General features: G+C 62.5%; 14 protein-coding genes and 1 pseudogene. 3 read left to right on the plus strand and 12 right to left on the minus strand.

Annotated elements, in window-relative coordinates:
• Positions 1-314: pseudogene (locus LCM4577_RS08350) on the plus strand (transposase); the annotation flags it as partial.
• A gap of 41 nt (positions 315-355) precedes the next feature.
• On the opposite strand, the gene LCM4577_RS08355 reads toward LCM4577_RS08350, so the two are convergent.
• The 6 genes from LCM4577_RS08355 to LCM4577_RS08380 all read right to left on the minus strand — a co-directional run bounded on the left by LCM4577_RS08355 (position 356) and on the right by LCM4577_RS08380 (position 5,455).
• Positions 356-679: a hypothetical protein gene (locus tag LCM4577_RS08355; protein WP_071030980.1), complete on the minus strand. Its 324-nt coding sequence runs from the start codon at positions 677-679 to the stop codon at positions 356-358.
• Positions 676-2,508, minus strand: a complete 1,833-nt coding sequence (locus LCM4577_RS08360) for a portal protein (RefSeq protein WP_244508252.1) — start codon at positions 2,506-2,508, stop codon at positions 676-678. The genes LCM4577_RS08355 and LCM4577_RS08360 overlap by 4 nt, the downstream gene beginning before the upstream one ends.
• 261 nt (positions 2,509-2,769) lie before the next feature.
• Positions 2,770-3,942 carry an acyltransferase gene (locus tag LCM4577_RS08365; RefSeq protein WP_071070927.1) on the minus strand — a complete coding sequence of 391 codons (1,173 nt, stop codon included), beginning with the start codon at positions 3,940-3,942 and terminating at the stop codon, positions 2,770-2,772.
• Positions 3,943-4,216: 274 nt separating this feature from the next.
• On the minus strand, positions 4,217-4,786 hold the full coding sequence (locus tag LCM4577_RS08370; RefSeq protein WP_071030979.1) for a hypothetical protein: 570 nt from the start codon (positions 4,784-4,786) through the stop codon (positions 4,217-4,219).
• Between the two features lie 55 nt (positions 4,787-4,841).
• Positions 4,842-5,156 (minus strand): hypothetical protein, encoded by a 315-nt coding sequence (locus LCM4577_RS08375; RefSeq protein ID WP_071070722.1) that lies wholly within the window; start codon positions 5,154-5,156, stop codon positions 4,842-4,844.
• An 8-nt stretch (positions 5,157-5,164) separates the two neighbouring features.
• Positions 5,165-5,455 carry a hypothetical protein gene (locus LCM4577_RS08380; protein ID WP_071030977.1) on the minus strand — a complete coding sequence of 97 codons (291 nt, stop codon included), beginning with the start codon at positions 5,453-5,455 and terminating at the stop codon, positions 5,165-5,167.
• A 132-nt stretch (positions 5,456-5,587) separates the two neighbouring features.
• On the opposite strand from LCM4577_RS08380, the gene LCM4577_RS08385 reads away from it, so the two are divergent.
• Together LCM4577_RS08385 and LCM4577_RS08390 are read left to right on the plus strand one after the other, a co-directional pair.
• The gene (locus tag LCM4577_RS08385) at positions 5,588-6,061 is read left to right on the plus strand and encodes a hypothetical protein (RefSeq protein WP_131803432.1); all 474 of its coding nucleotides are present in this window, start codon (positions 5,588-5,590) and stop codon (positions 6,059-6,061) included.
• A 23-nt stretch (positions 6,062-6,084) separates the two neighbouring features.
• Positions 6,085-6,615, plus strand: a complete 531-nt coding sequence (locus tag LCM4577_RS08390) for a hypothetical protein (protein ID WP_131803434.1) — start codon at positions 6,085-6,087, stop codon at positions 6,613-6,615.
• Between the two features lie 58 nt (positions 6,616-6,673).
• Here the strand turns inward: LCM4577_RS08390 and LCM4577_RS08395 are convergent, their stop codons facing one another.
• The 6 genes from LCM4577_RS08395 to LCM4577_RS08420 form a co-directional block, all read right to left on the minus strand.
• Positions 6,674-8,464, minus strand: coding sequence for a BPSL0067 family protein (locus LCM4577_RS08395; protein WP_071030974.1), 1,791 nt, complete (start codon positions 8,462-8,464; stop codon positions 6,674-6,676).
• A gap of 700 nt (positions 8,465-9,164) precedes the next feature.
• Entirely contained in the window at positions 9,165-10,211 is a 1,047-nt protein-coding gene (locus LCM4577_RS08400; RefSeq protein ID WP_198541029.1) for a hypothetical protein, read from the minus strand.
• Positions 10,212-10,665: 454 nt separating this feature from the next.
• The gene (locus tag LCM4577_RS08405) at positions 10,666-11,421 is read right to left on the minus strand and encodes a terminase large subunit domain-containing protein (protein ID WP_071070734.1); all 756 of its coding nucleotides are present in this window, start codon (positions 11,419-11,421) and stop codon (positions 10,666-10,668) included.
• Between the two features lie 512 nt (positions 11,422-11,933).
• Complete coding sequence (locus tag LCM4577_RS08410) at positions 11,934-12,644, minus strand: terminase large subunit domain-containing protein (protein WP_371410033.1); 711 nt, start codon at positions 12,642-12,644, stop codon at positions 11,934-11,936.
• Positions 12,589-13,023 (minus strand): hypothetical protein, encoded by a 435-nt coding sequence (locus tag LCM4577_RS08415; RefSeq protein WP_244508253.1) that lies wholly within the window; start codon positions 13,021-13,023, stop codon positions 12,589-12,591. The genes LCM4577_RS08410 and LCM4577_RS08415 overlap by 56 nt, the downstream gene beginning before the upstream one ends.
• The gene (locus LCM4577_RS08420) at positions 13,016-13,384 is read right to left on the minus strand and encodes a hypothetical protein (RefSeq protein ID WP_071070929.1); all 369 of its coding nucleotides are present in this window, start codon (positions 13,382-13,384) and stop codon (positions 13,016-13,018) included. Before LCM4577_RS08420 ends, LCM4577_RS08415 begins: the two co-directional genes overlap by 8 nt.
• Positions 13,385-13,605: the final 221 nt, after the last annotated feature.

Raw genomic sequence — 13,605 nt, forward strand, 5'->3', positions numbered from 1 at the left:
CCGCGCGCGCCGCCTGCATCATCATGCAGCTTGTCCAAGCTCGCGACGGAGCATCCGCACAGTCGGCCGAGATCGCCTTTACGCCTACCGAAATCGACACCTTGCAGGCACTGGTGCCCGAGCTGGAGGGCAAGACCGAACTTCAGAAAAACCCTCACCCGCCCAAATCCCTGGCCTGGGCCGCATGGATCATCGCCAAGCTCGGAGGATGGGATGGCTATCCCAAGTCCAAGCCGCCAGGCCCCATTACCTTCCGCCACGGCCTTCAGTACTTCCAATCCATCGCACGGGGCTGGAGCCTACGAGATGTGTGAATCGCCTAGCCACTTGGGGGGAGATTGGCAGCTTCAGCGCCTCACCTCTCCTCGGCCCGCGCCGCCTTTTCCAGCGCGGCGAGGTCGGCGTCTTCCAGCGTCAGGAACCCCATGATGTGCTGCACGACTTCCGCCCGCGCGTTGGAGAGCGCGCTGTGCAGCTCGAAGCCGTCGGGCGTCTTGGTGCGGGCCAGCCAGTCGCCGTAGGACGGGCGGCGGTAGTAGCCTGTCGTGGCGGTGAGGTCGGCCAGCACCAGCTCGCCGTCCTCGCCGGAAAAGGCGCGGCGATAGGCCTTGGTCAGCGCTTCGCGCGCGGCGAGCGGACCGCCGGCGTCGGAGGGACGGGCGAAGCGTTTGCGGCTCATGCGGCACCATTGGCGGGGCCGCCCGCGGGGCCGCCCTGGGAGCCAGGCGCAGCGCCTTGCCCGCCGGGCATCGCGCCTAGCGTCGCGCCGGCCGGACCAGCAGCGCCGCCGCCTGCCTGGGCGCCCTGCATCATCGCCTGCAAGCTGTCGAGCAGACCGCTGTCGCGCGCCTGCACGGCCGCCGGCACCGCGTCCTTGGCCACCTTGCCGGCGTTGGCGATCGCCGCCATGCCGGCCTGCGCCTGCTGCGCCTGAGCGCGGGCGCCGCGCATTCCTTCCACCTCGTCCTTGCGCCGGAAAATGCGCTGCGGACTGCGGCCGGCGCTCTGCACGACGCGGATCGCCTCATCGCCGTCGATATTGTCCATGATGCCGGGATCGAACTGCGCCATCTGCATGGCGGTGGTCACCACCTGGATGGTGTCGCGCGCTTCCGCCGAGCGGCGCAGCACGTCGAGCGGACCGGTGAAGGTCGGCCGCACCGCCTTGCCGGCGAGGCTTTCCGGCGGGCGGAAGCGGCTGTCCTGGTCGTAGAGGCCCTTGTCTTCCAGGATCGACAGCTCGCGGTCGAGATTGGCGGCAAAGCCGGCCTGGATGATCGAGCCCGAAGGCCCGAGCAGCGCGCCCTTCTCCTCCTGGCGGATCAGCGCCTCGGTGGCGGTCATCTGCGGGTTCTGCACCAGCGTCTGGAAGAGGTTGACGAACATCATGTCGCGGATCTCCTCCGCCCGGCTCGCCGCATAGTCGAAGGCATAGCTCGGGTTCTGGCCGGTGGCGATCGGCTGGATCAGCGGCCGGCCATTGTCGTCGATCAGGCCCGGATAATTCTCGCCGGGATTGAGCACCGGCACATAGTCGAGCCGTRCCTTTGAGGCCGTCGGCGGATCGGTGATCTGCTGCAAGGCGCGCAAGCCAGAGCGGCGCACGGCGTTCTCCTCGCGCACCGTGGTCAGCGCCTCGATCGCCGGCGAGATGCCGTAAGCGTCGCCCTCGTAGCGACGCCAGTTGAAGGTCGAGACCGGGAAGGTGCGGAAGCCGGACTCGCGCACGATCTCCTCTTCGTCCTCGATGACGTGGTAGGAGGCGAAGGCCTGGTCGAGATACTGGTAGAAGCCGCCCTTGCGGTACATGCGGCGCTCGTCGCGCGGCTGCACGCACTGGATCAGCGAGATCTTCTCCTCGCATTTGGCCGGGTCGTCGACGAGCGCCTTGATGCGCGCCGGCAGTTTCTCGTAGCCGAGCAGCTGCGCCGCCTGGCGGGCCGTGCGCTCGTAGCGGCGGTGGAAGATGTCGACCTGACCCCAGCGGTTGCGGCTGAGATAGCCCTCGACCACGGGGATCGAGGYATAGCGGATCAGTGTGCCGCCAAACCCTTCCTCGGCATAGAGATAGGCCGGGCCGTAGCGCACGACGTTCCTGAGGCAGGCCTGCGTCGCCGGCACGAAGTTGGAGTTGGCGGAATAGCGCAGCGCGAACAGGAAATCGCGGAGCGCCTCCGCCCATTCCTTCTCCTCGTCGGTCTCCTCGTCATTCATCTCGGCCGTGGTCAGCCCATGCCATTTTTCCGACTGCGGGATGATCAGGCTTTCCAGCCCGGCGGCGAGCCGGTTGGCGGCCGAGTTGATCGTGTTGGCGTAGACGCGGGAGCCGCGCCGCTCCTGCCGTTCGGCCTGACTGTCCGAGCGGCTGGTGCGGCGGCCGGACCAGATGTCGGGCGCATCGGGATCGCAGAACTCCGCCACCGCCTCCCATACGGGCTCGTAGGCGGCGCGTTCGGTCTCGAGTTCGGCCTGTCGCGACAGGATATCGCGGGCGCGGGAGTCGGTCATGGGAATGATCTCACTTGTTTGGCGCCGGCGCAGAAGCTGCCAATCTCCCCTCGTGGAGGAGTTGTCCGGCAGGACAGAGAGGGGCACGAAGGATCGCCAACCTCTGAGGTGAATTGGCCAACGAGCATGGCCGCGGAAGAGAGCGGAACGTTAGAAAGGCCGGCGCAACAGCACCCCGTCCGGCTCGCACGCCCTCCGCGGCCGCGCAGAGCGGATCGGTCATCCCCCTTTGAGGTAGATCGACAGTTCCACCGGCCGCTTCTACTCGGCCGGCGTCGTCCCCAACGCCGGCTTCCTGCGGGCGAACCGGCGCAGGACCGTGCGGCCGAGTTGCTGGCCAGGCATTTCGATGACCCTGTAGGTGACGAAGGACAGAAGGCAGACCACCGGCAGCACGATCGCCAGCACGATGGCGAAGCGCAGCGGCGCGGCAAGGCCATCGCCATAGCGGGCAATGACGAATGCCGCGACGGGCTGCAGCACCAGAAGATGGATCAGATAGATGCTGTAGGACAGCTCGCCGAGCACGTGGAAGACGCCTCCACCCAAGGCGACGGCGACTTTTCGCGCCACCTTGCCCGCCACGCCCGGCAGCATCCGATAGAGGACAAGGGCAAAGAACCCAAGCACCAGCGCCTCGCGTATCAGGAACTTCGAAAGGCCGTAGCCGTCGCCGAAGGGGATCGCCGCAAGCGCCATGGCCAGGGCGAGATGCAGCAGCGGCCGCGGTTGTCTTCGTGCCAGCACGCCCGCCAGAAGCATGCCGCACAAGAAGACCTGGATTTTCAGCGGCAGGAAGGACGGCATCGGGAAATGGACCGACATCGACTTGAGGATCATCACCGCCAGACCGCCGAGCGCCGCCACGGCTATGGCGCTCCATATCCAGTTGAAGCGGCGCACCAGGAGCATCAGCGCGGGAAAGACCGCGTAGAACTGCATTTCCAGTCCCAGGCTCCAGTCGGGCAGCGGCGTCCGGTAGGCGAAGTTCGGGGATAGTCCGAACAGGAATGTCAGATGGGTGACAATGTTCTTCAGGCCGCCGTCGAGGAAGCGCTCGGGCGCCTGCGGCGCGCGGCCCAGGAAGCCATCGATGACCATTCGCGATTCATAGAGATAGGGCCCCAGCGCCAGCGCGAGGAACAGCATGACGTAGAACAGCGGCGCAATGCGGAAATAGCGCCGCGTCCAGAATTTGAGCCAGGTCTCGGGCCTTTGCCAGGGCTCCTTGTCCTGGCGCAACTGATAGTGAAACACCATCAGGAAGCCGGACAGCATGATGAAGAGGTCGACACCTAGCGCGGGGTCGCCAAGCACCGGAAGATGCCAGCCGGTCAGGAGCAGGCAGTGTCCGACCAGCACCCACAATGCGGCGGCGGCGCGAAGGCCGTCCAGGCATTCGATGCGCGTTGACTCGGTAGGGCTACTTTCCATGCTGCAATGCAGCATGGCCAGGAGAGTGGGAATGTCAACCTTGTTTCGGCGCTCGTCCTTTTCCGCTGGCGGCAGCGTTCGCGTCAATCCGCCCGTTTTTTCACCAGCCTTGCGTGCCGCCTCCAATACCACCAGTCCAGCACGCGCCGGCGAAAGCTGCGTTTCATTGCGGTCATCGCGTCATACTCCGAGCAGCACACGACGCCGGCCGGCGACGTCGCTCGGAGCCAGATCGGTCTTGACGGTGGAGAGCGTGCCCTGGCGCTGCTCGAGCTCAGCGCGAAGCGCGGCTTCCCGCGCCTGCACGTCCTTGTCCTGCGCGGTCGGCACCGGCGGCAGCGGCTTCAGTTCCGGTGGCTTTTGAAAGAGACACATTGTTCCAGCTTTCCCTTGTCCAGTCATAGAGGAAGAAGTCTTCGCCGTTCCTGCCGTAACCCGGCAGGCGGCAGCGTTGCGTGGCGCCGAGCCTGTCCAGCCAGCGCAAGGCAAGATCATTGTCGGCAAGCGCCCTCGCCTCGACCCGCCAGGCGCCTTTGGCCGCGACCTGAGGCCCGAGCGCCGCATGGAAGAAGCGCGTGATCTCGGGCACGCAGCGCTTCATACGGCGCGTGCCCCAGCTCCAGGCGATCCACAGGCCGCCGCGCTGCTCGGCCGCGCCGAAGCCGGCCTCAGGATTGCCGTCGAGCTCGGCAACGTAGGCAAAGCACTGCAGCGCTGTGAGCGCCAACAGCGCCGGCGACCAGTGGTCGAGCTGGCAGTCGATCTCGGCGCGGTCCTCGGGGCGCAGGTTCGCGGCGATGTAGGAGAGGTCCCGCAGCGTGGCGGGGATGATGCGGATGGGCATTGGCTCTGATCCCGGAGCGAAACAAGGCTGCGGAAGCCAGATGCGGAAAGACCGCTCAACCCGCGAAATTGTTGTCCACGAACATCTCGGCAAATTGCTGGGGTGTGAGCGTCAGGTTGTTGTCGTGGGCGATTTTGAGATTCTTCTTCCACATATCCCGGATTGCCTCCGGCATCGTATCTGGCATGTGGAGAGCCTTGGCGATCGCATCTTCCCACCGTCCATCGCCGCCATAGATGGCCTGCAGCTTGGGAGCCATGGCATTCAGCGATTCTTCCGACTCCCGAGAGAGTTCTCCAATCGCCTTCAGCACGTAGAGCTCTAGTAGCCTGAGCAGCGGCTTTCCTTCATAGCGCGTGTCGGTCGTCATGTTCCCTCTCACGCGTCATAGGTGGCGTATTCGATGAGCCGTTGGCAAACGGCCGACAGGCTGGGCTTTTCCTCCTGGGACGCGACCCAGGCCTCGGTGAATTCGATCGCGATGATTATTTCGATGAAATATGTTGGGCCTGCCTTGGCGGCCTTCGCCGGCACCAATCCCTCGTCGGGCTCGGGCGCTACCATTGCGGCGGAATCTTCGGTCCAAGGCTCCGCTGCATAGATCGTGTCTTCTTCATCGAAATCCGACAGCCGCCCAACGATATCCAAAAGCTTCGTTATTTTTGCCACGGCAGCCTCCCCCAGATTGAATCGCCAAACGCCACACGCTATGAGTGCATAGCCTTAATGTTTGGCGATGAAGATGTCGATCGGGTCAGCGGCGCTAACGTCGTTTTCGCGAGTGTCGCTGGGGAGAACACCATGAAAGCAATAGTCCTTGCGCTTGGCTTCCTGATGTTGTCCGCGCCGCTTGCCGCCGCAGAGAAGCCGTTCAAATGGGTCAAGTCCCTGAGCGGCGGAAGCGAAATCGAAATCCCTGATTTCTTTGGTCGACTGCTTGGCGGATTTGCGCATAACTACGGCCAAACATTCGAGCCGGAGGAGTATCCAGACTCCCAGCTGCGTCAGTATCGAACCCATACCTACGGCAAGAGCCTATTCCAGTACCTCAAGGATATGAACGTCAGCGCTGGTGACAAAGTGACGTATCAAGTTGACAAGCCCTCGCTCGCAGTAATTTCAAGCACCTCCGCTGATGGCAAATTTGTTTTCTACGGCATGTGCCAGAAGCATCGTATCGTCACCTGTTTTGATATCGTGTACGACACGAAGGATCATGCGACCTTCGGTCCAATTGTCGAACATATCGCCCGATCGTTCCGAAAAAATCCGTGATCAGTTTGCCTCTGAGGATCGTCTTGAAAGCACTTGTTTTTGCACTTGGCCTTTTAGCAGCGTCGCCACCATTTGCGATGGCTGAGGAGCCGATCAAATGGGTCGTTTCCACCATCGGCAGAAGCCAGATCGAGATTCCCTCTCTCTTTGCCGAAGGGAAGGTTGAACCTTTATATGAGTTCTCCGTAGGATTGACATTTACGCCGAAGAATTATCCGGGTGCCCAGTTTCGTCAATACGAAGGAAGCGGCACGATAACTCCTTTCGAGTACATCGCGCGCATGCTCGTCGACTCGAATGAAGACTATGAAGATCAGAAGGCAGACTACGAGCGCAACCATCCTGGGGATAAAGTTACGTACACCTTTGATGAACCGACTATCGGCGCGGTTTCCGGTTCGCACGCATACGGATCGATTAATTACTATGGCATGTGCCGGAAGCTCGACGCCGATAACATAATCTGTTTCGATATAACCTGGAAAAAGAAAGATAGGGCGATATTCAAGCCGATCGCCGAGCGCATTGCTCGGTCGTTCGATAAGGATAAATGATCTCACCTACCATGAAGTCACAGATAGCCGACTCCACGAATGTTGACAGAAATCTGCTCTACCGTTCAATTAGGTAGTAGTAAGCACCACTCTCCAGACCCTGACCTGCACTCTGCCAGGGTCGGAAGATTATATTTGCGTTCCGTCCCTTCCATTGATCCAAAATGAAGATTCCTGATTCATTTTGGCCAAGATAAATTCCGGTGTGACTAAATCCGCTTACCCCTCCAGCTTGGCCTTTTGGCCCGTAATGAATTCTACCCTTCCCGTCGCCCCAATCACCGTTGAATGTGGCGATGGGAGTCCCCGGTGGAATCTTATTATTCCCTTGTATTTTCTCTCCCTTTTTCCATGTCGAGGCAGGAATACCGGCCATACCTCCCACTTCCTTTGTCAACGCGACGCATTGGCCATTGCCGAAACTTTTTCCCAGAATTTTTGTGTAGGGTTTAGCCCTCGCCTGGACGTCTTCCGGCAAAACTGAAATATTTGTGGTGCTGTTCCCAAACCATCCTTCAGATAGATTTTTCGACTGCGGTAGCTTTTTGCTGAAATCGATAGAAGGAGCCTTCGGACTCCCTGGCGGCGGCTCCATCTGTTCTGATGGGACCTCCTTCAAGTCGACGGGCAAATTAGAATTGTCGTCCGCGGATTGGGGCGCCGGATCAGATGTTGCAGGAGGAACGTCCGGACGCTCTGGCGGTAGATCTATTTGCTCCGGTAGCCCCTGCTCCAGGCCAACGGGCGGATCAGCACCCTCATCCGCAAGCTCGGACGTGGATATTTGTGAAATACTATCGGCCGCGACCGGAGAGTTAGCAGCCCCAAGCGTCTCGTCCGATTGTTCAGACGCCTGCGTCGAAGACGAGGCGTCTTCACCCGCCAAGGGCGCCTTTGAGGGCGCCCCAAAGCGCTTGTCGAAATCATCCTGCCCAAGCGGGGTTGCCTTCTGCGCCGGCCCGCCAAGCAATCCAGCCTCGGCAAACTGCTGCTTCACCGCCGCCTTGACGACCGGATCCGTCGTTCCGGCAAGCAGGCCGTTCATCCCGGCCCGCATGTCTTGCGGCGCTAGTGCGCCGAGGTCCTTCAGCACAGACCTTGGGACGGGCTGAGCGTTCTCGATGCCGAGATAGCGCTGCGTGGCGATGGTGAGGGCCAGCGCATTCTGGACCGCTGCAGGGTCGCGCCAGCCCTGGGCGGCCGCGGCGCGCCAGGCCTCGTTCGCCTGCGGAAACGCGTTGATGGCCTCGCCGGCAGGATCGTTCTGCCTGGCTTCCAGCACGTGTTGGGCGGCAGCGGCGGTTATCCGGTAGCGCGACTGGCCCTCCGGCGAATTTGCCGCGCCGACCGCTGCGTCCAGAAGCTGACTGTTTAGGTCCCGGGCCGGCATGACACGCATGTCGAAGGCCTGCTTGCCCGTCTCCACGCTCTGGTCGAATTTCGCCAGCTGCCGGCGGCCTTCCTCGACGCCGAAGACATAGGCGAAGTCCTCGGGCTTGGGCATCACGCCAGAATAGCTGCCGGTGTCCGCGAAAGCCTTCGGGGCGTTCTGAAAGGCCAGAGAGATGTTGGCGCGCGCGCCGATCTGCTGGGAGACATTGGCGGCGCGCGCGCGCCGGGCAAGAGCGGCGGCGGAGGCCGGCGTGAGATCGGCAAGCATGGCGGCGAGCGGCCGATCCTTGTCCGTCATGGCATCGACCGGCCGGTCCTTCGCCAGCGCCTGTTCCACCCTGTCATAGAGCGGCGCGAGATCGGCGGACTGGTCACTGGCGCCGGCATTCTCGCCGGTGACTTCGGTCTGGTCCTCGGCGGGATCGAGGGCGATGCCGCTGCCAGCGTTAAGCTCCATTGTCCTGACCTCTTGTTGCTTGAAAATGTTTGACGGCCTGGCAAGACCCTGCCTCGCTTGATGAGCGCGTTCAGCGGAGTCTTAGGTCTGCGCCTGGGTCCTGCGCGACAGCGCTTCCAGGCACGCATTAGCAGCGCCGGAGCGTCAGGCGGCCTCGATCTGGGATTTGCGGTGAGGACCCAGTGCCTCCCCTTCGCCATCAGGCTGGCGTCAGTCGGATAATTACAAACACCATATACAAAGACATAAATCCGGGAACACTGAACGCGGCTGCGCCAAAAAGAACAAGGGCTCGCCGGAGCGGTGTAAGCTGTTGCGACTTGACGCCCTTCACCAACAGGAACATGGCGAATGCAAAACTGGGGACTCCCAGTAAGAATATTAAAACATCCACCTTCACATCTCCGACTTCAGCAGTATATATAAGTCAATTCAATGGAAAATCCAGACAATTCTGTATACAGCAAAATCCCAAATAACGAAGAAGCCCGGCAAACTCAAAAAAGCTGATATATAAATGGTGTATCGACCAATCTTTGGCCAGCGATCACTGCAGATTACGCCAAAAGACGCCAGCAATATCGCTACCACAAGTGAGATAGAACCAAGAAAGTAAAACCCCATCGGCTAAGCCCTTAACGCCGGCTCCGAGTCAAAACCGGAGGCAAAATGAACGCTCAGATCTCATTCCGGATCGCGACTACCAATTGCCGAATGACATGCCGCTTTCAAACCGCGCCCTTCCAACAGCCGCTTGCGCATCGTCGTAAGCCCTTTGCGCTTCATCTCGGCCAGAAATCTCCGCCGCGCTCAACGGATGGAGTGCGACATCGCCGGCAATCTTAATCCGGAAAGCCCTGAGCGCCAGTCGAGCGTATTTGGATGCGTCCCTGCGCTCCTCGTCGGTCTTCAAGGCTGGATCCGTGGCGTAAACCTCATTGTCGAGATATGACTTCAATGATGCTGCAAGTTTCCTATCCGCTAAAATTGTATCGCCCGGCGTTTTCGCGTCATGGTAGTCCGCGTCATGCTGTTTGTAAAACCCGTCCTGAATATCAATGGGCGGCACGCCAAAACCGCCACCCCATGTCCCGCCGGTCCAGCCACGACCGCCGTAGTTGCCATAGGCAGGCATATTTCGGTTGATCCTATCGGACAGGCTTGAAGGCTGGTCATCGCGGGTCACCCCTGCGCCGCCCAGCATTTCCAATGCGCGCTGGGGATCCCGCGCGATCAGCGCCTCGATCCGCGCCGTCGCCGCGCGCTCGCGCCAGGCGGCCTCGGCTTGCAGCCGGCTCTCAGGGTCGAGGTTCATCTTGCCGATGAGGTCGAGGCCGGCGTAACGCGCTGCATCGAAGGCGACGTGGTCGTCCGGGTCGCTGTTGGCGATGATGTCGAGCTCTTCGGCCTGGGCCGCCGACAGCCGGTCTTGCTCATACTGGGCGCGGCGCTGATTTTGCTGCATCGCCATGCGCACCGAGCCTGCCTCTCGCAGGGCCGGCTTGCGGCTGGCGAGGCCGGCGCGCAGCTCGGGCGGCGCCTGCTTCAGGAAATTGTCGAACAGCGTGTCGAACCGGCCTTCGAGCAGGACGCGCCCGGTATGCGGATCGACCTCGCCATACATGGCGTGGTGTAGGCCCTCGCCGTCGGCCGGCGCGTTGGCCGCGACATCGGCCTCAGCGCGCGCGATCTCGCCATCCAGCCTGCGCGCGGCGATCTCGGTGTCGAAAGCCTGCTGCCGCGCCATGCGCCGCGCATAGTGATCGGCAACCTCCTGCCAGTAGGGATCGAGCGGGCCAGTCGGCGCGGCGCCGGGCGCCGCATGGCGAGGATCGGGCCGGCGCTGATTGGTGAAGAGCGGGATAATGTGGACCATGGGGATGCTTCCAGGCATGCGGACGCGCCGCCGGCGGCACGGCCGATGCATGGCGCATCGGTTGCCGCTTGCAGGGGCTGTCGGATCGAGGATTTCGGGGGGCGAGAAGGCGCCAGCGTTGTGGATGAGGCGCCGGCTGCAGGAGCCACGTCATCCTAGGGCGAAGCAAGGAGCGGAGCGACGAGCGCAGACCCTAGGATCCATGCCATGACGCTAAGGCGTTGCTACGGTTACAGAATTCTGCGCCGTTGTGCTCCACGGCGGGGGTCACGGCATGGATACTCGGGTCAAGCCCGAGTATGACGAAGTGAGAGGGCGAATCCCCCTAGCGAAACGCCCCCAGCGGATCGCTCTGCCCCGCTGGCCGTCGAGCCGCCTTGAACTCCGCCGGGTCGACGATCGCCTCGCGCAGCATCATCACGCCGTAGCGCGTCGCGGCCATTAGGTCGTCGCGCAATTTGACCACCTGGCCGTTCTTGCGATGGTAGAGCCGGAATTCCTCGAACCAGGCGTGGAGCGTGGAAAACACCTTGAAGCGGCCGGATTGCATGCGGTCGAGCATGTCCATCAGGCCGGCCTCGACCGAGACGGAGCCATCCGCGAAGCGGGCGTGGCCGGTAAGCATGTTCAGCCCATGCGCAGCGTATTGTTTGGCGAGCGCCACGCCGGCGCCTTCCAGCGTTTCGCGGCGGCCGTCGCGCGGCCAGGCGAAGGGCAGCCATTCGCCCCACGCCTTCAGCGACAGCGCCTGCATGGCGGGCGTCTGCTGGGACGCGCGATGGGCCTTGGTCACGTAAACGACGTCGGCCTCGGTATCCCAGGCAAGCTCGATGGCGGCGGAAGGATGGTCCCAGCCGAAATCGAGCGCGCCGATGCGCGGCCACCAGCGGGGCAGCTTGAACGGTTCGCAGGCGATCAGCTCGTCAGGCACCGGAAAGATCCGGCCTGACCCGAGAACAGGGATGCCTTTCGCGCGGGCTTCACGCTCATGCTCGGGGTATGCCGCGATGATCTCGGCGCGCTGCTCGGGCGAATAGTGCCCGGCATCGTCAATGGTCATGAAGGTAACGTGGCGCGTCATTATTATGTGCTCAAGTAGAGGTTCAGAGTTGATAACTCAGCGAATGAGTGCGACGTTGGCGCGGGACTTGGGGGAAACATGGTCCGCATAGCAATCGTAATAGCCATTGCCGCAAGCGCCTCGGCTTGCCAATCGAACGTGCCTTATGACACGAGCAAGCAGACTTGCAGGATGTATGAGCTGAGGGGGTTCCAACGCAAAGTCTGCACCCCGGACACACCGAACAAAGTATGCAATGTCTGGTTCAATCAGATCACGGGCGACGAAAGGATATGGTGTCAACCGCTCACCCGTAAAGCAACCGATCCTAAGGCTCGCGCCAGGCAGCTTGCGGGCAGCCATTACCCCTGATCCGGCTCCATCTGCCCTTTGAGCTCCAGATTCCTCGCCTCCATGCAAGTGAGGGAGGTGGCGCGGCGAATCCGCGACGGAGGGGAGCAGTGCCTGGCTTTGATGAAAGAGCGGAAAGCTATTCGTAGAGCTTTCGCCCTACGAAGGCCCCTCTCCGGCCGCTACGCGGCCACCCCGCCTTGCGGAGGCGAGGAACCCAGGCCCTGAATCGCCTCCACGCTCAAAAACCTGAGCACCACATCGCTCATGCCGAGCAGCGGCGTGAACGTCACGATCGTGATGCCATCCGTCGCATTCGTGCGGGTCAGGCCTTCCGAATAGATGTCCAGCGGCGGTTCCTCGTCGAACCAGACGCCATGCAGCGTCTCGCCCTGCCATTTCTCGCGGCCCTTCTCGTAGCTCTTGAAGGAGAGCACGCTTTCGCCGGCCTGGACGTCACCGCCGCCACCCCAGCGCACGACGACGCTGTCCAGCGCACCAGGCGCGCCGCGGCCCATCACCGTGTCGGCGATGGCGTCGGCTGGGATCATGCCGGTGCCCCATTCGCCCTGCTGCTGGGGCGGGCCGACCAGCACGCGCTGCGGGTTGTCGCGCGTGCCTTCGCCGGTGACGCCGGCGGCCCACAGCCTGACGGGTTGGTCGAACATCTTGCCCACCCACCAGTCGGGATAGCGGCCGGTGAGGTGCATGGCCCATTCCGCGCCCCCTGCCCTGGTCTTGCCGAGCTGGTTTCCGGCCATGAACAGGCGCTCGCGGTTCGTTGCTCCTGCTGCGTGAAATTCGGCCTGCCTGTCGTAGGGCTTGTAGACCGCTAGGCTATTGCCGCGCCGCCGCCGTTCCAGTTCCTCCAGAAGGGCCAGATACGCCCGCATCTCCTTCGAGGCCGGCATCTTCTTTGAGGAAAGGCCGCAGACTCGCTTCGAGGCCGCGGATTCGGCTCTTGATCTCGTCATCACTCAACCGGTCGAGACTGTTCTTATCGGCATCGAAATCCTGCGAAAAATCCTTGGGCAGCAGCGTCARCACGACCTTCAGGTATTGCTCCGGTTTTTCGGCCCGCACCGCGGCGATGACGCCGGCGCCATGGGCGCGGAAGTCGGCGCGCAGCGCAGCGGCGAAGTCGTCGACGAGCGTCTTTCGCGAGCGCTTCGGGCGATTGGGCGAAGCAACATCGACGCGGCGAGCCTGCGGCTTTCGCCCTGCCCGCTTCGCGCCAGCGGGCCTGCGGCGGGCCTCGTTTTCGTCAGCCATGGGCAGCCGGGACGGATGACGCGGCCTTTGCCGCCTTCGCCTTGCGGACCTTGCGCGCGGGTTTCCTGCGCGGCTTGGCACGTGCCGGCCTGGCGGGCTCGCCGTCGGCCGCCGGCGCGGTCATTGCTTCCAACGTCGCGATGGCAACGCGAGCTGCCGAGGGGCTGGGGCCCTGGCGCGGAAAGCCGAAACCGGCGACGGCATCGACCATGCCGCCACGCACCATGCCGATGCGCACGCCGGGCGCAACCTGCTCAATGCGGCCTGAGCTGAGCGGCAGGCTTGCGCTCTCGAACTCGCCGATGGCGCTGACGATCTCGGTGCCGTCATCGGCGGTGACGATGGTGGCGTAACGTGGCATGGAGGCCTCGATGTGCAGATGGAATGGATGAGGCGGCGTTTCCTCGCGCCCCTCTGTCCCGCCAGTGCTTGAAACAAAAAACCCGCCTTGCGGCGGGCCGTTGGCGCAAATCAGCACCATGGACAGAATAGTAGCATAGCTGCCCTCACCCAGCAATAGGGTTTAGGCGAACTTTCCTATTTCTCCAAATCCGCTTGGCCCGACCTCTGTGGGCGAGGCGC

Origin of the sequence: Mesorhizobium sp. LCM 4577 (genome assembly GCF_001854795.2) — a bacterium.
Classification (GTDB): Bacteria; Pseudomonadota; Alphaproteobacteria; order Rhizobiales; family Rhizobiaceae; genus Mesorhizobium; species Mesorhizobium plurifarium.

Coding starts and splice junctions, on each gene's coding strand:
- LCM4577_RS08395 (WP_071030974.1), bottom strand. CDS start 8,464: ATGGAGCTTAACGCTGGCAGCGGCATCGCCCTCGATCCCGCCGAGGAC.
- LCM4577_RS08410 (WP_371410033.1), bottom strand. CDS start 12,644: ATGCGGGCGTATCTGGCCCTTCTGGAGGAACTGGAACGGCGGCGGCGC.
- LCM4577_RS08355 (WP_071030980.1), bottom strand. CDS start 679: ATGAGCCGCAAACGCTTCGCCCGTCCCTCCGACGCCGGCGGTCCGCTC.
- LCM4577_RS08375 (WP_071070722.1), bottom strand. CDS start 5,156: ATGACGACCGACACGCGCTATGAAGGAAAGCCGCTGCTCAGGCTACTA.
- LCM4577_RS08405 (WP_071070734.1), bottom strand. CDS start 11,421: ATGACGCGCCACGTTACCTTCATGACCATTGACGATGCCGGGCACTAT.
- LCM4577_RS08400 (WP_198541029.1), bottom strand. CDS start 10,211: ATGGCGCGGCAGCAGGCTTTCGACACCGAGATCGCCGCGCGCAGGCTG.
- LCM4577_RS08370 (WP_071030979.1), bottom strand. CDS start 4,786: ATGCCCATCCGCATCATCCCCGCCACGCTGCGGGACCTCTCCTACATC.
- LCM4577_RS08365 (WP_071070927.1), bottom strand. CDS start 3,942: ATGGAAAGTAGCCCTACCGAGTCAACGCGCATCGAATGCCTGGACGGC.
- LCM4577_RS08385 (WP_131803432.1), top strand. CDS start 5,588: ATGAAAGCAATAGTCCTTGCGCTTGGCTTCCTGATGTTGTCCGCGCCG.
- LCM4577_RS08420 (WP_071070929.1), bottom strand. CDS start 13,384: ATGCCACGTTACGCCACCATCGTCACCGCCGATGACGGCACCGAGATC.